At 58.2% G+C, this 19,613-nt stretch carries 19 protein-coding genes; 17 read left to right on the top strand and 2 right to left on the bottom strand.

Features of this window, described 5'->3' with window-relative positions; translation table 11 throughout:
* The first annotated feature begins 16 nt into the window (after positions 1 to 16).
* The 17 genes from flhF to fliW all read left to right on the top strand — a co-directional run bounded on the left by flhF (position 17) and on the right by fliW (position 15,060).
* Positions 17 to 1,351: a flagellar biosynthesis GTPase FlhF gene (flhF, locus tag COMA2_RS00840; RefSeq protein WP_090893806.1), complete on the top strand. Its 1,335-nt coding sequence runs from the start codon at positions 17 to 19 to the stop codon at positions 1,349 to 1,351.
* 49 nt (positions 1,352 to 1,400) lie between these two features.
* Positions 1,401 to 2,240, top strand: a complete 840-nt coding sequence (locus COMA2_RS00835; RefSeq protein WP_245630790.1) for a MinD/ParA family protein — start codon at positions 1,401 to 1,403, stop codon at positions 2,238 to 2,240.
* 25 nt (positions 2,241 to 2,265) lie between these two features.
* Positions 2,266 to 3,015, top strand: coding sequence for a sigma-70 family RNA polymerase sigma factor (locus tag COMA2_RS00830; RefSeq protein ID WP_175304304.1), 750 nt, complete (start codon positions 2,266 to 2,268; stop codon positions 3,013 to 3,015).
* Between the two features lie 258 nt (positions 3,016 to 3,273).
* Positions 3,274 to 4,026 (top strand): diguanylate cyclase domain-containing protein, encoded by a 753-nt coding sequence (locus COMA2_RS00825; protein WP_175304303.1) that lies wholly within the window; start codon positions 3,274 to 3,276, stop codon positions 4,024 to 4,026.
* Positions 4,027 to 4,221: 195 nt separating this feature from the next.
* Entirely contained in the window at positions 4,222 to 4,992 is a 771-nt protein-coding gene (gene flgF / locus COMA2_RS00820) for a flagellar basal-body rod protein FlgF (protein WP_090893801.1), read from the top strand.
* 82 nt (positions 4,993 to 5,074) lie between these two features.
* A complete protein-coding gene (flgG, locus tag COMA2_RS00815; RefSeq protein ID WP_090893800.1) occupies positions 5,075 to 5,866 on the top strand; it encodes a flagellar basal-body rod protein FlgG in 792 nt (263 codons plus the stop codon).
* Between the two features lie 10 nt (positions 5,867 to 5,876).
* Positions 5,877 to 6,674, top strand: a complete 798-nt coding sequence (gene flgA / locus COMA2_RS00810; RefSeq protein WP_090893798.1) for a flagellar basal body P-ring formation chaperone FlgA — start codon at positions 5,877 to 5,879, stop codon at positions 6,672 to 6,674.
* Positions 6,675 to 6,678: 4 nt separating this feature from the next.
* The gene (locus tag COMA2_RS00805) at positions 6,679 to 7,506 is read left to right on the top strand and encodes a flagellar basal body L-ring protein FlgH (RefSeq protein ID WP_090893796.1); all 828 of its coding nucleotides are present in this window, start codon (positions 6,679 to 6,681) and stop codon (positions 7,504 to 7,506) included.
* Positions 7,507 to 7,517: 11 nt separating this feature from the next.
* The gene (locus tag COMA2_RS00800) at positions 7,518 to 7,793 is read left to right on the top strand and encodes a hypothetical protein (RefSeq protein ID WP_090893795.1); all 276 of its coding nucleotides are present in this window, start codon (positions 7,518 to 7,520) and stop codon (positions 7,791 to 7,793) included.
* Positions 7,794 to 7,804: 11 nt separating this feature from the next.
* Positions 7,805 to 8,944 carry a flagellar basal body P-ring protein FlgI gene (locus COMA2_RS00795; RefSeq protein WP_090893793.1) on the top strand — a complete coding sequence of 380 codons (1,140 nt, stop codon included), beginning with the start codon at positions 7,805 to 7,807 and terminating at the stop codon, positions 8,942 to 8,944.
* A gap of 11 nt (positions 8,945 to 8,955) precedes the next feature.
* Positions 8,956 to 9,345 (top strand): rod-binding protein, encoded by a 390-nt coding sequence (locus COMA2_RS00790; RefSeq protein ID WP_090893792.1) that lies wholly within the window; start codon positions 8,956 to 8,958, stop codon positions 9,343 to 9,345.
* Positions 9,346 to 9,434: 89 nt separating this feature from the next.
* Complete coding sequence (locus COMA2_RS00785) at positions 9,435 to 9,740, top strand: flagellar biosynthesis anti-sigma factor FlgM (protein ID WP_090893790.1); 306 nt, start codon at positions 9,435 to 9,437, stop codon at positions 9,738 to 9,740.
* A gap of 125 nt (positions 9,741 to 9,865) precedes the next feature.
* Complete coding sequence (flgN, locus tag COMA2_RS00780) at positions 9,866 to 10,375, top strand: flagellar export chaperone FlgN (RefSeq protein ID WP_175304302.1); 510 nt, start codon at positions 9,866 to 9,868, stop codon at positions 10,373 to 10,375.
* A gap of 2 nt (positions 10,376 to 10,377) precedes the next feature.
* Positions 10,378 to 12,405, top strand: coding sequence for a flagellar hook-associated protein FlgK (gene flgK, locus COMA2_RS00775; protein WP_090893787.1), 2,028 nt, complete (start codon positions 10,378 to 10,380; stop codon positions 12,403 to 12,405).
* A 13-nt stretch (positions 12,406 to 12,418) separates the two neighbouring features.
* Complete coding sequence (locus tag COMA2_RS00770; RefSeq protein WP_090893785.1) at positions 12,419 to 14,182, top strand: flagellin N-terminal helical domain-containing protein; 1,764 nt, start codon at positions 12,419 to 12,421, stop codon at positions 14,180 to 14,182.
* A 139-nt stretch (positions 14,183 to 14,321) separates the two neighbouring features.
* Entirely contained in the window at positions 14,322 to 14,567 is a 246-nt protein-coding gene (gene csrA, locus COMA2_RS00765; protein WP_090893783.1) for a carbon storage regulator CsrA, read from the top strand.
* Positions 14,568 to 14,577: 10 nt separating this feature from the next.
* Positions 14,578 to 15,060: a flagellar assembly protein FliW gene (fliW, locus tag COMA2_RS00760; RefSeq protein ID WP_175304301.1), complete on the top strand. Its 483-nt coding sequence runs from the start codon at positions 14,578 to 14,580 to the stop codon at positions 15,058 to 15,060.
* Positions 15,061 to 15,200: 140 nt separating this feature from the next.
* Here the strand turns inward: fliW and COMA2_RS00755 are convergent, their stop codons facing one another.
* Both COMA2_RS00755 and COMA2_RS00750 read right to left on the bottom strand, forming a co-directional pair.
* On the bottom strand, positions 15,201 to 18,122 hold the full coding sequence (locus COMA2_RS00755; protein WP_090893779.1) for a hybrid sensor histidine kinase/response regulator: 2,922 nt from the start codon (positions 18,120 to 18,122) through the stop codon (positions 15,201 to 15,203).
* Positions 18,119 to 19,378 (bottom strand): cyclic di-GMP phosphodiesterase, encoded by a 1,260-nt coding sequence (locus tag COMA2_RS00750; RefSeq protein ID WP_175304300.1) that lies wholly within the window; start codon positions 19,376 to 19,378, stop codon positions 18,119 to 18,121. The genes COMA2_RS00755 and COMA2_RS00750 overlap by 4 nt, the downstream gene beginning before the upstream one ends.
* Positions 19,379 to 19,613 lie beyond the last annotated feature (235 nt).

Raw genomic sequence — 19,613 nt, 5'->3', positions numbered from 1 at the left:
GATCGTAAGGTAGGCCATGAAGGTCAAGACATTTCACGCGCTGACCATGCAGGACGCCATGCGCGCCATCAAGGAAGAACTGGGGCCGGACGCCATTATCTTGTCAGCCAAAGAAGTGCGTGAGGGCGGGCGAGTCTTACGAGCGTTCAATCGACCGGTCTTGGAAGTGATGGCCGCATCGGATCAAGACGTCTCACGCCCCCTTCCGCCGGCTGAACAAGTTCCACAGGGTGCCGCGCCCAGGAAGCCGTCCGATGCAGAGGCGAAGTCTGCGCCGAACTTTCAACAGACTCTGCAAGGAGTGTTGAAGCCCAACGGGAAGACGATGCCACCGCCCGTCGGTCGGTCCGTCTCGGTGAAGCCGTCTCGAATGACGATGAAACCGAATCGGCGGCGACAGCTGCATGCCGTGGTGAATGAATTAGGCCGCCTCTTGGAGGATTTGTCGCGGGACGACGTCCGGTCCATCGAAAGTCAACCGGTGTCGATGCTGGTTTGGCTGCGCCGCTCGCTTATCGCGCAGGGGATCAGTGCTTCCACTGTGGATGTGTTGGTGAACGAGGTGTGCAAGACCGGACAAGGCGCCGGTCCGGATGACGATGAGTCGGTTCGGCATGCGCTCCGGCGTGAAATCGCGACTCGGGTACGAACGAGCGAGCCGGTCTTGCAGGGAGAGGGATTTCCCTCCATCGGTCTCCTGATCGGACCCAGCGGAGCCGGCAAGACCGCGGCTGCGGCCAAACTGGCGTCCTATTATCGCCTCGAACAACGGAGATCCGTCGCCCTCATTACCTTTAATACCTCTCGGGAAACCGCGGTGGAGCAGCTGCGTCGGTATGCCAGGGTCGTAGGGGTGCCGTTTGCTTGTGCCGTGTCGGCTCGGCAGGTCCATGAAGGGCTTCGTCGCCATAGGCAGGTCGATCTGGTGTTGATCGACATGCCGGGGATTGGATCGAACGACTTGATCTTGGCCGACGAACTCCGGCGGCTTCTCCCGCAGGAGGCCGTGACGACTCATCTGGTGTTTCCGGCTTCCATCAGGGAGCAGGAGCTCTGTCGGATCACGACACGCCTCAGTGATCTCCCGCAGCTCCGTCTGCTGTTCACCAAACTCGACGAAACGGAATCGTTCGGCACCATCTTTGAAGTCGCGCATCAAACCGGTGTGCCGCTGTCCTATTGGAGCACCGGACGGCGAGTTCCCGGCGATCTCGAGGTTGCCTCCTCTGAACGTTTGGCGGCGTTGTTGACGACGGAACGTTCTGATCGTTCTCAGGGGCGTCTCAATCGGGCAGGTCGATCATCAGACGCGACTCCCGCGTTAATGGAAGCAGCAATTCACCATGGATAATCTGGCTGGAGGTCTTGATATGCCGTTTGGAGCAAGAAGGTCAGTCCTGATGTCGGAGGATCTGAGTCGTCGAGGCGGCGCGCCCACCCATGTCATCGCGGTTTCCAGCGGCAAGGGAGGAGTCGGAAAGTCCAATGTGGTTGCGAACCTTGCCGTTGCGCTCACGAAGCTCGGCAAGCGGGTGCTGATTTTGGATGCCGACCTCGGGTTAGGCAACCTCGATGTGCTCCTGGGGCTGGTTCCACGGCATACCATCGAAGATGTTTTGGTGGGCACCCATACGATCGACCAGATTGTCCTCGACGGCCCGGCGGGCATTCATGTCATTCCGGCCAGCTCCGGTGTCGCGCGTCTGACGGCGCTGACGGAAGCCCAACAGGTCATGATCCAGGAACAGTTGGCTCAGCTCACGTCGGAGATGGATGTGCTTTTGATCGATACCGGCGCGGGAATTTCACCGAACGTCACCTTTTTTGCCTCGGCGTCGGATGAGACGATGATCGTCGTCTCGCCGGAGCCGACATCGCTTACGGATGCCTATGCCCTGATCAAAGTCTTGGCCCGCCAGTATCGGGAACGCCGGTTCAAAGTGCTGGTGAATCAAGCCAAGAGCCCCCGTGAAGCCGCGGAAGTGTTCGGCAAGTTGGATGTGGCGGTGGATCATTTTCTGCATGTGGCCGTCGAATTAGTCGGGGTCATTCCCTATGACGACTATGTGCATTTGGCCGTCATGCAGCAGAAGGCGCTCTCTGAGATATTCCCGGATGCGCCGGCCGCCCAAGCGTTCAAGCGATTGGCGCAGCAAGTCCTTCAATGGCCGAGGCCGGGTCTCCCCAAAAGTTCCATACAGCTTGTTTGGCAACGAGCGGCGACGCCCGCCAGTAACTGACCACCGATTGAACGATGGGAAGAACATGAGCAAGACGGCCTTACCACACGAGCGGAAATCCTTTGCGGCCCAGGGAGTCGGACGCGAACAGCTGATCAAGGAGTTTGCCCATGTCATCCGGGCGATGGCCCATCGCTTGGCCTTCCGCCTTCCGGCATACCTCGACGCGGAGGATCTGATTTCGGTCGGCACGATCGGACTCATGGACGCCATGGACAAGTACGATCCCACGCGGGAAGCGAAGTTCAAGACGTATGCGGAGTTCAGAATCCGTGGCGCCATGCTCGATGAGATTCGGTCGATGGACTGGATCCCGCGATCGGTTCATGAGCGAATCGGCCTGCTCCAAAAGACTCACACGATGCTCATGAGCCGGCTGGGCCGACCGCCACATGACGATGAGGTGGCGACGGAGCTGAAGATGTCTCTGGAAGAGCTGGATGAGTTTATTACAAGGGCCAGAGGGGCGGTGATGATCAGCGTGGACGATCTGGGCCTGCATGAACCGGACGGGCACAAAGTGGTCAAGATGTTGGCCGATACGCATACCCCGGATCCTCTTTCTTCATTGGTCAACGAGCGTGAACGGGAATTGATCGCCGAAGCCATTCACATGTTGCCGGAAAAAGAGCGCCTCGTTTTAACGTTGTATTACTACGAGGAGCTCACGATGAAGGAAATCGGAGAGTTGTTGAAAGTCACTGAGTCACGGGTTTGCCAAATCCATACGAAGGCCATCATCCAGCTCAAGGCATATTTGCATAGACCGAGCTGACCGCATCGACCGACCGGCTGGGCTGCCGTGTGGAATCGTTGCGAGGCTGTTCGCGATCGTCCGCGATTGCCCGTATTCAGTCCTGAGTCCAAGAACCCGACACCCTCCGGGCAAGATCTCGGCCGGTATTTGGCGTAGACAGGCCTTCAATCAGCAATCACGACGATGCACGTGAAGGTATCACACCATGCGTTCCCCCGCTCTCGGAAGCGAGCTCTTGCATGGTGGTGTATCTCGGCAGCGGTGTGTGGCTTAAGCATGGCGTGGATAGAGCCAACACCGGCCGATTCTAGAAGTGTGGTCGACGTCCTCTCCGTACGGCTTGTCGTGGGATGGATGGGTCTTTGTGTCGCGGCTGGATTCAGCGTGGTGGGATTTTTGTATTGGCCGTATGCTCAGGACCTTGCGCGGCGCGAGCTTGATCGTGTGCCGTCGGCCTATGACGGTGTGACTGGTCTTCCCACTCGACGACTGTTTCTTGTCCTTCTCAAGCAGGCGTTGAGCAGGGCTGAGACGACCAAACGGCGCGTAGCGGTCTTGGTATGTAGCTTAGAACAGTTTCGTCCGTTGTCCACCGCTTCGGCCGCTCCGAATATGACCCTGGTCGTGCGAGTGCAAGCGGCTCGAATCAAGAGTGCGCTGCAGCCTCACGATGTGGTGGCGCGCCTGAATGAGTATACCTTCGCCGTGATCGTCGACAATCTCGCGTCACAGGATGACGCCCGAGTGAGCGCCGAGAAAATTCAGAGCGCCATCGCACTCCCCCTCCTGATCGAAGGCCAGGAGTTGCTGATGTCTTGCCGGATTGGGGGAATCGTGGGGCCGCAACAGGGGACTGACGCCGAGTCACTTCTTGAGGCTGGATCGGATGTCTTTGAGAATGGTCGATCACACGCAGAGGGGAGCACACTGATCGTGGCTGCTCCCCAGCCATGGTTGACCGGACATGAGACGAGCTCCTTTCCCCCGGCTTCCGATCGGCACGCGGCGTCCCTCACCAGTCATTGCTAGGAATAATTTTCACCTCGGTGGGTAGAATCCACCCTCGCGTCACGGCGGGGCGAGTCCCTCCCAACCTCGCACGTCACCATGGATGTCGATTCACGCCTGCATTTGGCCGAGTTTGAATTCCGTATAGAGCAATCTCCGTTTGAAACAAATCTGGCATAAGGGTTGCTGTCTCCGAAGGCAAAAGGAGTCAGCAATATGAATCGAGGTATTTATTCCGTTCTGTCTGGAGCGCTGGCTCATGAACGGCGAATGCAGGTCTTCGCCAACAATATGGCCAATGTGAATACGGCCGGGTTCAAGCAGGACGAGCAGGCCTTCAAGGCCATATTCCCCCGATACCAAGCGGGCGTTCCCACCGGAAGCCGAACCGGGGGATTGGCTCAACAGATCATGGCCAGACCATCCGGACCATCCGAGCGCGCCTTTGTCGCGCCGCATCAGCTCAAGACCACTTTTGAGCCGGGTCGCATCCGCTTGACCGGCAATCCGCTGGATGTCGCAATTCAAGGACGAGGGTTTTTTGAGGTACAGACGCCACAAGGACCTCGATATACCCGTAACGGCATGCTGTCGTTGGATAATCAACGTCGCTTGGTGACAGGCCTTGGCTATCCGCTGATGGGGACGAAGGGCGAGATCAAGATTCCTCCAGGAAAACTCGATATTACGGCACAGGGCGAGATCAGAGTCGACGATAAGGCTGTGGCGACGATCAAAGTCATGGAATTCCAGGATGACAATATGCCGCAGAAATCATCGGAAGGGTTGTTCTTCTCGGAAAAAGGCACCATCGACAAGAACCCGCAAATTCAGGTCGGACACATCGAAGAGTCCAACGTCAATTCGATCGGCGAGATGGTGAAGATGCTTCAGGGAATGCGCAACTATGAATCGACGCAAAAGCTGATTCAAACGCTTGATCGCATGGCCGAGGTTGCGATTCAAGACGTAGGGCGGGTGCTCTAAGAGTGTGAAGCGTTTAGCGTGAAGCGTCCGAAGTCAGGACGAGATACGCTTCACGAACGACGAGATATGTAGGAGGATTTCCATGATCAGAGCCATGTGGACCGCGGCGACCGGAATGACGGCTCAGCAGATCAACGTCGACACCGTCGCGCACAACCTTGCCAACGTCAACACCAACTCCTTCAAACGCAGCCGGGCTGAGTTTGCGGACCTGCTGTATCAGATTCAACGACTCCCGGGCACGAACGCATCCAACGTGGGAGTGTTTCCGGTCGGCATCCAGGTAGGAGCCGGGGTTCGACCGACGACGGTCGCTAAAGAATGGTTGCAAGGGAACATGCGTCAAACGAACAACGAAACAGACCTGGCGATCGATGGGCCTGGATTTTTCCAAGTGTCCCGCCCCGATGGGACGATCATGTATACCCGAAACGGCTCGTTTAAGCGTGACAATGTGGGTAATCTCGTGACCGGCGACGGCGATCTCCTCAATCCCGTGATTACGATCCCGTCCGGCGCGCTCAAGATGGATATCGGGCAGGACGGCACGGTCTCGGTGTTGCTGCCGGGCGTCACACAGGCGTCGCAAGTGGGGCAAATCCAATTGACACGGTTCGACAATCCTTCCGGCTTGGTCGCGATGGGAGGCAATCTCTTTATCGACAGTTTTGCATCCGGGCCTCCGACGCAAGGGACAGGCGGCTTCACGACCGGATTCGGAACGATCCAGCAGGGTTTCTTGGAGAGTTCGAATGTCAACCTCGCTGAAGAAATGGTCAACATGATCATTGCGCAGCGGAGTTACGAGATCAACTCCAAGACGATTCAGGCTTCCGACGAAATGATGGCCATTGCGAACAATCTCAGACGATAAGGAGCGTCTCATGTCCAGATTCTGGCTGATGCTGATCGTGCTCCTTTCACCCGGAGGCTTCGATGTCATGACGTCAAGCGCGGGGTCGAGCGAGTCCCGGTCGATCGCGTCGTCGCCCCGAGGCTCAATCCATCGGGCAGCCGACACCGTTGCGGATCGAGCGACTGTCAGCGAGGTCACTCCCGATCTGATTCGAAAGGCCGTTCAGACATACTTGACGGACGAGTGGGGTCGCAAGGTGAAGACGGTGCAGGTGACAGTGTTGGAGCCCGCTGAGCCGGTGATGATCCCCGGCGGGACGGTGGAGTTGCACGTCGCTCCCAACTCCATGGAAGAAGGTCTAGGACGGCGGATGTTTCATGTGGAGGCAGTGGCACATGGGAAAGCTCGGAAAACGATCCGGGTTGTGGCCGATATCGCGGCGATGATCGACGCGGTCGTCGTCACCCGCTTTCTGAAGACCGATGAACTGATTGACATGGGCGATCTCAAGACCATCGGACTGCGGGTTCATCAGCTGAACCATCCCTTCATGACTGATCCGGCAGAGGTCATCGGGAAGAGCGCCTCACGGCCTCTTCCGCCGGATACCCCGCTGCGCCCAGCCTTTGTGAAGCTTCCGTTGGTGGTCAAAAAGGGTGATCGAGTCCTGATCGAAGCGCGGCGCGGGGGGCTGTCGATTCGAGCCTATGGCGTGACGAAGGCGAGCGGACAGGTCGGACAGACCGTCATGGTCGCCAATCTGGATTCCGGAAGGGAGCTGAGAGCCAAAGTGGTGGCTCCGAGTCTCGTTGAGGTGGAGTTCTAACACGATGCTGAAAAAGCCTGCCAGCGGCGTTCTCGCATCGCTCAGAGGCTCAACGTACCGAAGCGTACGCCGCGCCCCTTCTTTCGCTGCGGCCTTGCCCGCGGAACGGCGCGTCTTGGCGCGCCGGGGCTGGGCGAGTGAGATCAGGAGCCTTTTTGCATATCCTGTGCAGCTAGTTGGTGTCGTGCTGCTGCTTCAGGCATGTTCGAGTCCGCCGAATGTTTCAAGCAAGATCGTCGTGCCCCCATTGCCTCCACCCAAGACGGTCGGATCGCTGTGGCAGGAAGACAATGGGCGATCCTATCTCTATGAGGATCTTCGCGCGATGCGCATCGGCGACATTCTCACCGTCAAGATCATCGAAAACCATAAAGGGTCGAAGTCCGCCGATACCGCGGCTCAGCGTGAGTCATCGATTAAAAACAGTCTGGTCGGCAGCGCGATGGGCTACATCGGAATACCGGGCATACGATTCAGCGATGAAACGAGACGAGGGATGGGGATCGACGCAAGCGCCACCAATAAATTCAGCGGAAAGGGCGCGACCAGCCGCGAAGGGACGTTGACGGGGACCATCTCCACGATCGTGACGGAAGTGCTTCCGAACGGCGATCTTCGCATCGAAGGACGTCGTGAAGTGACGGTCAACAGTGAAAAACAGTTGATGAGCATCGGTGGCATCGTGCGTCGAGTCGATGTCGACACCAAGAATACGGTGCTGTCATCCGCCATCGCCGACGCCAGAATCGAATATTCAGGTCTCGGGGTGCTCGACGATGTGCAGCGCCCCGGGTGGTTCATTCGCATTCTCGATTGGGTCTATCCGTTCTGAGAAGGAGGGTTATGACGGTTGCGACGAGACGTAAACCGATTCAGCGGAGCATGCTCAAGCGGCGCCCCATGAATCTGCGTACGCTGCAGATGATGGTGCAGAGCGGGGTGGTGCGGCGCGCTGACTTCGATCCTCCCACCTTCGGGAGCAGGGCACGATTCCACGCGCTTGAAGAGGCGGCTCACGACTCGAACAATGAAGTCGCCTCTACGCAAGGATGGCTGTCGCGCATCATACTTGGTCGCCGGTCGCCGGTTTCCGTTCCCAAACGTTTGTGGAGAGGATAGGTGTCCCGCGCATGGTCAAACGAAGTATCTCCATAGTCAGTGCACTGATACTGACGGGTGGTCTCTTGATGCCCTCCGGCGCCGATGCGGTGAGGATCAAGGACATCGGTGTGATCGAAGGAGTGCGAGAAAACCAGTTGCTCGGGTACGGTTTGGTGGTCGGGCTGGACAGCACCGGGGACCGAGTCATCGGTGGACAGTTCACGATTCAGGCGATGATGTCCATGTTGAACAAGATGGGCGTCAATCTGGTGATCGATCCCATCCAGTTATTGACGAGAAACATCGCTTCGGTGATGGTGACCGCCAAGCTTCCTCCGTTCTCGAAACCGGGGATGACGCTGGACGCCGTGGTCTCGTCGATGGCGAACGCCAAAAGCCTGCAAGGCGGGACGCTCTTGCTCACACCGTTAAAGGCGGCCAACCAGCAGGTCTTTGCCGTCGCGCAGGGACCCGTCTCGATCGGTGGTTTTCTCGGCGGGACGGGAGGGGCCGGCGGAGCGACGGTGGTGAAGAATCATCAATCGGCCGGCGTGATTCCCGGGGGGGCCATCATCGAAAAGGAGCTTCCCGTCAATATCGACTCATGGGAAACAGTCTCCGTCCTTCTCCGGCAACCTGATTTTACGACCGCCATCCGGACCGCCGAGGCCATCGAGAGCGCGTTCGGGAAAGGCAGCGCGTCGGCCGTGAATGCCGGATCTGTGAAGGCGACGATTCCTCAGGTGTTTCAAGGCCGTGTCGTCGAATATATCGCCTCGATCGAGGGGCTTGACGTGACCGTCGATTCAATCGCCAAGGTCGTCGTCAATGAACGGACCGGCACAGTCGTGCTGGGAGAACATGTGCGGATCTCCACGTGCGCGATTTCTCATGGCAATCTCACGATCTCAGTGAAAAACACGTTGAACGTGTCGCAGCCGCCGGCGCCGCTTATCGGTTCGTCCGCAGGCCAGACGACCGTGACCCCCGATGTGCAGACGGAGGTCAAGGAGCAAGAATCGCGGCTTTTGGTCGTGGATGAGACGGTGACATTGGGAGAGGTCGTGCGGGCTCTCAATGCAGTGGGGGTGACGCCGCGCGACCTTGTCGCAATCCTCTCGGCTCTGCGGTCGGCAGGAGCGCTGCAAGCAAACCTCGAAATCATTTAGATGCACGAGATATGAAAACTACTGAACCATACGGAATCCATTCCGGGTTATCTGCGCCAGGATATGTGGATCCTGGATTGACCGGGCGCGTTGGTCATCTTGTTTCTCAGGCGACTGCTTCGAAATCGCAGGACCCTGCCGAGGCGCGTCAACAAATGGTCCAAGCTGGGCGGCAGTTCGAAGCCTACTTTGTCTCGTATTTACTGAAGGTTATGAGGGAGACGGTTCCAGAGGGCACCGTCACCAATAAGCAAGGGGCGTATTTTTACTCATTTTATGACGAGGAGATCGGGAAACGGGCGGCTGAATCTGGGGGGATAGGCATTGCCAAGATGGTGCAGGAGTATGCGCAACAATATTTTTCATCATCTCCCTTGGAACACTCAAGTTCTTCTGAGTAAAAACCGATAAGAGGCTCGACCGGGGTAAAGTCCATAATTCTCTCAGCCTGGTCGCTGGGAGAGGAGAAGCCGGGAGAAGGAGCGGCAACATGCAGATTTCAGGTCATGGGAAGGTCGATCATCTTGCCAAGCTGTTGCTTGGGGTTCAGGAAACCGAGGGGACCGGCGGTCGACAGGCGGCTGCCCGCACCCCGGTGGGTAAGGATGAGGTTCAGATTTCGGCCCAAGCGAAGGAACTTCATCGGATTCGGGAGTTGGCCAATCAGCCTGATCCTGGACGGGCTGAACAGGTGGAGCGTGTGAGGCGTGCCCTTGACAGCGGCACGTATGACGTCAGCGGTCGCGCCGTCGGAGATGCCATCGTCAAGCAAGTTCTAACCGACGCCATACTGTAAGATCCATCTGCTCAGGCTCCTGAATCTTCACTCGCCGTGGTCCCTTTTGTCCTGGTCCCTTCGGGAAAGAGGGCAAGGGATGGATGGCGGAACGCAGCGCATGTGTACGGTCAGAAGGAGTCTGTATGTCCACGTTCCCCCCAGCGATCACCCAACTATGCCGCTTGTTGCGCCAAGAAGAGGCCACGTGCCGTCAGCTGCTTGAAACGGTCCACACTGAACGAGCCGCTATTCGAACGCTTGCGATTACGGAGTTTCATGCCATCAATTGCCGTCGACTGTCGATTCTAGAATCGTTGCAATCTCTTGCCGATGAACGACAGCAGCTCGTTCAAGACCTAGCGAGGCGCTATGGTCTGCATCCGGGAACCGTCTCGATTCATGAACTCATCGACCATGTCCAAGACCCCTCATCAGACGACGTGCGAGCCGTCTACCGAAGTTACATGACGGTGGCCAAGACCGTCCGTGACGAGATCGGACAGAACGTGGTGCTCATCGAGGGGATTCGCGGCGTGGTGGATCAAGCGCTGTCGACCGGTGCTCCTGTGTGCCCGGCCAAGGATCTGTATGCAGCCGATGGACAAGCGATCGGCACAGGCCGCGTCAACGTGCTCATTCATCAGCAAGGCTAAGCATGATTGGTCTCTCGTCTCTCTTCGATATCGCCAGAAGCGCACTGGTCACCTCGCAGCAAGCCCTCACGGTGACCGGACAGAACATCGCCAACGTGAATACACCCGGCTATTCCCGGCAGGAAGCCGTGCTTACCGAACGTCCGCCGCTGAACGGCCAACCTGGCATGGTGGGGACCGGCGTGCAGGCCACGTCCATCAGGCGCTATACAGACCAATTCATCAACCGGCAGCTTACGACCGTCCAGCAGAATCTCGGACGACTATCGGTGTCGAGAGAGGAGTTGTTCCGACTCCAAAACTTGTTTGGAGACAGTAACAATCAAGGTGTTGCCGCGCGAATGAATGATTTTTTTCGTGGTTTGCAAGATGTGTCGACCAATCCGGGAGGGTTGGCGGCTCGTTCGGTGCTGTTGGCCAACGCGAGACAGTTGGCCTCGAGTCTGAATCAGGTATCTTCCGATCTGGTCGCCGCGCGACAATCATTGAACTTTCAGGTCCAGCAGACGGTCATGGAAATCAACAGCCTGTCGAAACAAATCGCCGAGCTGAATAACCAGATTGTTACGGCCGAGGTGACGGGTCAGAACGCCAATGACCTCCGTGATCAGCGCGAGCTCGCACTGAATGAGTTGGCGGTGCGGATCGATATCACGACCGTCGAGTCCGGCACGGGCGCGCTGACGGTTTTTGCGGCGCGCGGGCAGGTATTGGTGGAAGGAACCACCATTCGGCAGTTGAATGCCATCGAGGATTCGGACAACGAGGGGCTGTTTTCCATCGGGTATTCCACAGGGGGTACACGTCCCTTGAGCATCGATGCTCTGATCTCGAACGGCCGCTTACGCAGCCTCTTGGATGTCCGTGATACCACCGTTCGCGATCTGAACGCCTCATTCGACCGGCTCTCGGCGACACTGGCGAACGCCGTGAATATGATTCATCGGCGAGGGTATGGACTCGACGGATCAACCGGGCTCGACTTCTTTAATCCCGCGGCGGTGTCTGCGCGGGCCGTGACTGCCAACCAGGGAGTTGCCGCGATCAATGGCGGTGCGATTGCCGCAAACAGTCTGCTCACGTTTCACGATTACGAGATCCGCTTTTCCTCCGCAACGGCCTATTCCATCGTGGATGCCACGACGGGCGCGACAATTCGCGGTAACTATACCGGCACAGCGATCACGGCACCGTCCACCGATGCGCCCTTGTCCATTGTAACGGGTGTGAATGACACACTTACCGTGACCGTCGATGGGGTGGCTTCCGGCACCATCACACTCGCAGGCACTGCGAGTCCAGGCTTGTCGTATACTTCCGGCTCGGCCCTCGCGCAGGAAGTGCAAGCAAAAATCAATGCCGATGGAGCGTTGCAAGCGGCGGGTAAAACCGTGGCGGTCACCTATGACGCCACAACCAACCGATTGGTCATGACATCGAATGACACGACCGCGGCATCGGCGGTCGACATGACCGGAGGGACAGCTCGAGCATCGCTTGGCTTGAGCGCCGGTCTCAGTACGGCGGCCTCAGGCACGTACGCAGGCCCGGCGACGTTGACGTTTGACGGTCTCAGTGTGACGTTGACCGGCGCGGCTGCGGCCGGGGACGTCTTCGAGGTGGATTCGTACAGTCATGCCGCGCGCGATCTGGCGGTCACGCTCACCAATCCGTCGTCTGTTGCGGCTTCATCCACGCGAACGGGGACTCCCGGCAACAATACCAACCTGCTCTCGCTGGTTGCGCTCCAGCACCAGCGATTTGCGAGTCTGGAAAACGGGAGCTTGCAGGATGCCTATCGGTCTGTCGCGGCAGAGCTCGGTGTCGCTGCGCAAACGGCTGACCGTGAAAAAGAAGCGAAGGAGATTTTGAAGGACCAGATCGAGACATTGCGCGCTCAAGTGTCCGGCGTCTCGATGGACGAGGAACTGGTGAATCTGATCAAGTTCCAACGAGGATTCGAAGCCGCCTCGCGGCTGGTGCGCCTCACTGACGAAATGTTCCAAACGCTGTTGTCGATCAAACCTTAGCGTCGAGGTCTCTATGCGGGTGACAGAGTTACAGACCTTCGGTGTGTTGACGAATAATCTGGCCCGCGCGCGCGCGCGGGGTTTGGAATTCCAGCAACAGGTGTCGACCGGAAAATTGGTGCGTCAGCCGTCCGACGATCCCAGCGCCTTCAACCATATTGCATTGGACAAGGCCTCGCTTGCCGCGATTGAGCAACGGAAGCGCAATATTGTATTCGGGCAGACAAGGCTGGATCTTTCGGATACGGCGCTGAGCAACGCGATGACGTCGTTGTCCCGCGTGCAACAGCTTGCCGTACAGTTTCGTAACGACACGAACAGCGCGGCGGATCGGGTGATCGGGGCGAAGGAAGTACGCCAACTGTTCGCGCAGCTCCAACAAACGGCCAATATGGAATTGAACAATCAGCCCATCTTCACCGGCACCAGCACACATGGGCGGGCGACGGGACTTGCGATCACGACACCGTTGACATTGACAAACGGCAGCAATGATACCCTCACCGTGATGGTCGATGGAACCACGTCGGGAACGATCGATTTGACAGCCGGGACAGAGTCCTTGACCGGCGCCCAGCTGGCCGCGCGCGTCCAAAGCCGCATCAACGCCGATACGGCCCTGACCAATGCCGGAAAGAGTGTGACGGTCACATTTGAAGACAATCGTTTGAGCATCACGTCCGATTTGAACGGCTCGCAGTCCACGGTGCGTGTCACTGGAGGTCTGGCTCACGCAGCGGTCGGATTCGCGGGCGGCAGTGAGACGACCGGTGGCGCGCCGTTTGCCCTTACCGCGACGGTGACGTCCGCTCTCGGCAACACAGGAGGAGCGCTGGCCGGACAGGGTCGAGTCGTCGACGACAATGCGGCGACGTTGGACGACTACGTGATTCGTTTCACCTCTCCCGGCACTTACGACGTGATGAACGTGACGGCTCCTGTCACGACGTCCCGCGGGGCATCCAACACCGGCGGCGTGGCCGTACGGGACGCCGGCATGGTGGATGCGGCGCAGCTCACGTTGCACAACTATCAAATCCAGTTCACCTCTCCGACGCAGTATTCGGTGGTGGACCAGACGACCAGCACGACGTTGTCGTCAGGCAATACCTACGTGACGGGCGAGGCGATTTCGTTCGCCGGCTTGCGTGTGGTGTTGGCGAACGGTCAACAGGGAGGGCCACAAACCGGGGATACCTTTTCCGTCAGCCTGTCGCCCAGGAATGTTCTCACCAACCAAACCTATGCGCCGGGGAGTGAGATCAGCTTCGAGGGGATTCGCATGACGTTGGCCAACGGGAGCGGCGGGCCGGCGACCGGCGATCTCTTTTCCGTCGTTTCAGGGCTGCAGTACCAGGGAGACGCGGGCGTTCATGCCATCGAAGTCGGGACAGGCCAGACTGTGCCGACCAACGTTGCCGGGAGCCGGGCTTTCATCGAAGGCGGAGTCGATATCTTCGCCGAGGTCAAACAACTGGTTTCCGCGCTGCGTGGGAATTATCGACTCGGCATCAGCGGCGCGTTGGGACAATTGAATCAGGGGGTGTCGCAGATTGCCGCCATTCAGGGAGAGGTAGGCGCGACATCGAACCGACTGACGGCGAGCGCGGCACAGCTCGAAGAAGCGAAAAGCTTTTTCATTAAGACGCTTTCCGAAACGGAAGACGTCGATTTGGCCAAAGCGATCTCCGATCTGACCTTGCAGCAATATGCGATCGAAGCGGCCAGCAGGACGTTGACCAAGGTGTTTGAAAACTCGCTGTTGAATTACATATGAGAACAGGTGGGGGCGTTGATAGCGCGTCGCGCGTTTCTGGTTGTTCCGGTTGATAGAGTCAGTCCGATTGCCGTGTAAAGTTTCCGGCCGAGTAGGCCGAAAAGGGTGAGGCTCGTGCCTCTCGCCAAGGAAGGCCGGTATGTTGGTACTCAGCCGTCGATGTGGAGAAAGTGTCACGATCGGTCCGGATATCCGGGTGGTCGTGCTTGGGATAAAGAGTGGCCAAGTCCGGCTGGGAATCGAAGCGCCGCCGGTGGTTGCGGTCCATCGGGAAGAAGTCTATGTGAGGATTCAAGAGGAGAACCGGTTGGCTGCGAAAACGCAGGTGGTTCCCATAGACGCATTGCGTCGCTTGATCGCCGCGAAACCTCGGATTGCTTCGTGAGGGCACCATCGTGAAGAGTCTATCGACCAGGTTTGGGTCATTCGAAGTCCGCGACGAAAGCATCTTGACGTTCCCTTCCGGGTTGCTCGGTTTCCCTGAACAGCAACGGTACGTCATCCTCGATCATGACACCGAGGCTCCGTTCAAGTGGCTGCAATCCGTCGAAGAACCGTCCCTGGCATTTGTCATTCTGGATCCGGCCATGATTCATCCTGGCTATCAGGTCGACGTTCCTGCCGATGCCTTGGCGGAAATTCGAGCGGAAGAGAGAGAAGAGCTGGCACTGGTCGTGATCTTGACCATTCCATCGGATGATCCTGGTCGGATCACCGCCAATTTGCGAGGGCCGCTGGTGATCAGCCACCAGACCAAACTGGGCAAGCAGATGGTCCTTTCCGAGGATTTTCCTACCAGGCACCCGTTGTTTCCTGTCTTCGAGTCCTCATCGTCGACACCGGCGCAGGCGTCTCATCCGGCAGAATGTCAACTTTAGCCAAGACATTGTTGCGACGGTTCCGGTGCTCCGGATGGTTCGCCGACCTTGTGATACCGACCGTTCGAGCCGACGGAGCCTGCCTGCCGCAGACCTGAGCGATCCTCGAAAAAATAGGGAAGCTATTGCGCCGACATCAATCAGGCCGCTGCCTGGGTGATCGGCTGATAGCCCTGCCGGTAGGATTCAAGGACACGCACGAGCCGCGCGACTTCGAGTTCGAGTTGCGCGTAGACGGAAGGGGCGTCGTGGAGCGTATTGAGGCGGCCGACTGCCTCGAGGCGACCGGCGGTCAGTGCGACCTCCGAGGCGCAAAGATTTCCGGCGGTGCCTTTGAAGGTGTGTGCCAGTCGTTCAACGGTGGTCGAATCCGCATCGGCCAGGGCTGTTCGAATGTCAGTGAGCATCGCGTGGTAACGATCAAGAAACAGGCAGACGAGTTGCGCGAACAACTCACTGTCGCCGCCGATGTTCTGATACATTTTTGCAGGATCAAAGATCCCTCTGGTCGGGTCGGCCCTGGTCGGAATCGGCTTCTGGTTGTCGGCCGCCGTCGCATCCGGTGGCGCGGATACCCAACGAGCCAGGGCGCTCCGCAGTTCGTCGAGTTTGATCGGTTTGGCGAGATAATCGTCCATCCCGGTCGCCAAACAGCGCTCGCGATCGCCCTGCATCGCATTGGCGGTGACGGCGATGATGGGAATATGCCGGCGAGTTTCAAGTTTTGAGTCGCTGGTTTCGTGTTGGTCGATTGAATTCTCCTGGTTTGAACCTGAAACCTGAGACCCGAAACTTGAAACAGTTCCGGACGCTTCACGTTCCCGAATGTTTCGGGTGGTCTCGAACCCATCCATCACGGGCATCTGACAATCCATCAGGATGGCGGCATAGTCTCCCTTGGCGAGCGCGGTCAGAGCTTCTTGGCCGTTCTCAACGACATCGGGCTGGTAGCCCAGTTTTTCCACCATCCGCACGGCGAGCTTCTGGTTGACGATGTTGTCTTCCACGACCAACACGCGCCGGTGTTGCACATTCTCCGCGACCATATGCCTGGTGACGAGTTGAGCCACGACAGAGCCTGTCGGGGCATCCTTCGGCGCAGGGCCTTCGGTCAAGCCGAGCACGGTTCGTAGGCAGTCGCGTAATTCATCGTGACGGACGGGTTTCGGCAGATAGCCCATCGCGCCGGCCTGGCGGGCTTGTTCCGCATGGCCCCGTTGCAGCATCGAGGTCATGACGACAAGACGAATGCCGGATCCGGCCGGATGACTTTGCAGCTCTCGCGCGAGTTGCAACCCGTCCTTTCCCGGCATGATGACGTCCAAGATCGCAAGATCGTACGGCACTCCGCCCTGCCTCGCCTCCGCGATCCGGTGCAAAGCCGATTCGGCGTCTTCCGCAAGGTCGTCGATCATCCCCCACCCGGATACCAAATGATGGAGAATGACACGATTCGATTCATTGTCATCGACGATCAACACACGCTTTCCGGAAAGGTCTCCGGTCGGAAGAATCGCCCGTGGCGAACCAGTCTGTTTCTGGAGACGCGCGGTACACCAGAAGGTGCTGCCCTGTCCCTCGGTGCTGCGTACGCCGATCTGTCCTCCCATCAATTCCACGAGCTGCTTGGAAATGGATAGGCCAAGGCCGGTGCCGCCGTATTTTCTTGTCGTGGAGCTATCAGCTTGCACGAACGGATTGAATAGCTTGGCTTGAATAGCGGGATTGATTCCGATGCCGCTGTCCGTGACTTCAAAGCGGATCACGGCGGTGTCGGGCAGGTCTGTTTCGAGATAGGCCTGCAGGGTCACCTCGCCCTTATCCGTAAACTTCACGGCGTTGGCCACCAGATTAGTGAGGACCTGGCGGAGTCGGCCTGGGTCGCCTTTAACTCCCGTCGGAACCGCAGCATGCACCAGTCCGGTCAGTTCCAGCCCTTTTGTCTCCGCCCGCTCGGCGAATTGCGCCAACACCTGCTCCACCGTGGTTCTCAGATTGAAGTCGAGGCATTCCAGTTCCAGTTTGCCGGCCTCGATCTTGCTGCATTCGAGTACGTCGTTGATCAGCTGCAACAGCGCTTCGCCGGAGTGCCGAATGGTTTCCGCATAGGACTGTTGTTCCGATGTCAGGGATGTCTCCATCAACAGGCTCGTCATCCCGATCACCCCATTCATGGGGGTGCGTAGTTCATGACTGACAGTTGCGAGAAAGGCCGTCTTGACGCGCACCGATTCCTTCGCCACCTCGAGGGCTTGGTCCAGGCATATATTGCTCCGGAGCAGTTGGTCGGTGGAGAGTTCGAGCGCCTGCTGCGTCTTATGGATGCTCGTCATATCGGTCGCATAGCCTCGCACGACGCCATGCGTGAGAACCGGGCAGAACGTCCATGAAAAACTGGCTTCCGGTAGCACCACGGCTTCATCATGAACGACATGGCCTGTAGTGAGGCAGTGGCGCACGATGTCTGGAAGGCGGTCCGGGACGACCTTGGGAAGTCCTTCGAGGTTGTATCCAAAACGAGAGAGCAGGGAGATCATCGCCGGATTGGCATACAGCAGGCTCATATGCCGGTCCAATTCGATCATCGATAAGGGACTTTCCTCGGCGATCGCAGCCAACCGATTGCGGTCCTGCTCCAATTCCAGCTCATGTGACAAGTCGCGAATGCTGATAATCAGTACGGTCTTCCCATTGAACGTGCTGGGCGCGCAGGTCCATTCTACCGGGACGGGGCGAGCGGCCTTCCGCAAGAGAAGCGGTTGCGTCACAGACGTCGGACGGCGGCTTTTCAGCACTCCGTTCAGTTGCGCCTCGATGGCGGCGGTGTCGGATTGAGTGCGGATCGACCACAGGGATGGAAAGGAGCGGACAGTGGAGGAAGGGAAGCGTGGGCCCAGTAACCGAAGAGTCTCCCGATTAACGGCCAATACGGTGAGATCGGTATCGAGAATGACGGTGGCCAGCGGAAGCCCTTCAAGAAGATCGAGGTTCGTGGAAGCAGGACGCGAGGCGGTGAGACGGTGTTCCAAGAGGTTGCGTTTCCGACGTGAAGGCTTCATCATGCGGCTCGTGAGAGGTCTTGGTCCAGGTGTATGCCGATGTTGACACGTTCTCGGGCCGGGTCTAGGACGCGCAGCACGGTTCGGACTGTGTGGCCGGAGGACGGCGTAGCCAGGTCTATGTCGATCGGCGTTGCATAAACGCCTCCCTGCGGGTCGGTCGTGACTCTGATCAGGGGTTTGAGGCGTTGTTGAGGGTTGACTCCGACGACGACCGCCTGTTCGCCGGTATTGAGTCTGACGAGGCTTCCGACCGGGTAGACTCCGATGCTCCGAATCATGAGCTCCACGAGAGATTTTTCAAACAGTCCCTGTTCCCCAGCCAAAAAGAGTTGCCGCACGGCATCGTGCGGAATCATGGCCGGACGCGTCCCGCGCCGCGTGACCATGCCGTCGTAAAAATCCACGATGCCGACAATCTGCGCGAGACGCGAAATCTGACCGTTGCCTAGACCGGCTGGAAACCCACTTCCATCGGCTCGCTCGTGATGCTCTCTGACGATGCGCATGACATCTTCGTGCATGCCGGGATGCTCGGAGAGGAGCGCGACGCCGAGCTTGCAATGCTGTTCGAGTAGTGTCTTGTCTTGCTTGCTGCATTCCTCTCGCTTACGAACGAGATTGCGCGGGAGACGGACATATCCCGCGTCGTGAAGCAACGCGCCCATCCCGACCAGTTCTTGCGCCGGCTGATCCAACTCGCTCTCAATGGCCACCACGAGCGACAAAATGCAGGTGTCCAACGCGTGAGTCGTCAGGGAGCGGTCGAACTGCTTGATTTTCTGAATGGCGATCTGGGTGGCCATTGCCGCGCGGTTGCTCAGAACTTGGCTCAACACGTTCGACACGATGGCTTTGGTCGCTTCGGGAGACGGAGGAATGCCTCGCTCAAGATCCTCGAAGATGCGCTCAACCGTCTCTTGGGCTTGTGTATAGATCACGGCGACGGAAGGATCATCAGATTTGGCCTCAGGCGCGCGTTTGGGAGCGGGATCCGGAAGAACGGGCGCGTCTGAGTCGGGCGATTGTCGGTTTGCCGCGTGCCGCATGGTTGTTGAGGCTTCCGGCGGGAGATCTGTTCCTTTGTCGGTATCGATGGTTACCGTCCTGATCCCATGTTGCTTCATGAGTTGGATGGTCTGCAGGTCCTTGATCAGACGTTTATGGGAGAGAAAGGGGCTTTGGTACCATGGGATATCCATTTCCGTGATGAACATGCCGGGAATGACCTGCTCGATCGGGATACGTTTTGTCGCCATAGTCTTAGGACTCCGGGTCAGAAGGAGCTCCGGTCGGACGCGCCGACGGAAGCAAGATTCCATGGCCGTTATCGGCGGACCAGGCCTCGGACTTGATCGTGGTTTGCGCATCATGACGCGCAGTGATCGGCTTGAAGTCACGGCCGGCGGCCGACCGCGCTGACGCTCAAGATTGACCGATGACGTTCCGATAGAGGTCATCAGAGTCGGTTGGTGTCGGGTGATTGTGTCGGAG

The organism is Candidatus Nitrospira nitrificans (assembly GCF_001458775.1).
GTDB lineage: Bacteria > Nitrospirota > Nitrospiria > Nitrospirales > Nitrospiraceae > Nitrospira_D > Nitrospira_D nitrificans.
Note: the sequence above shows the minus strand (reverse complement) of the source record. Positions and strands in the feature narration are given on the sequence as shown.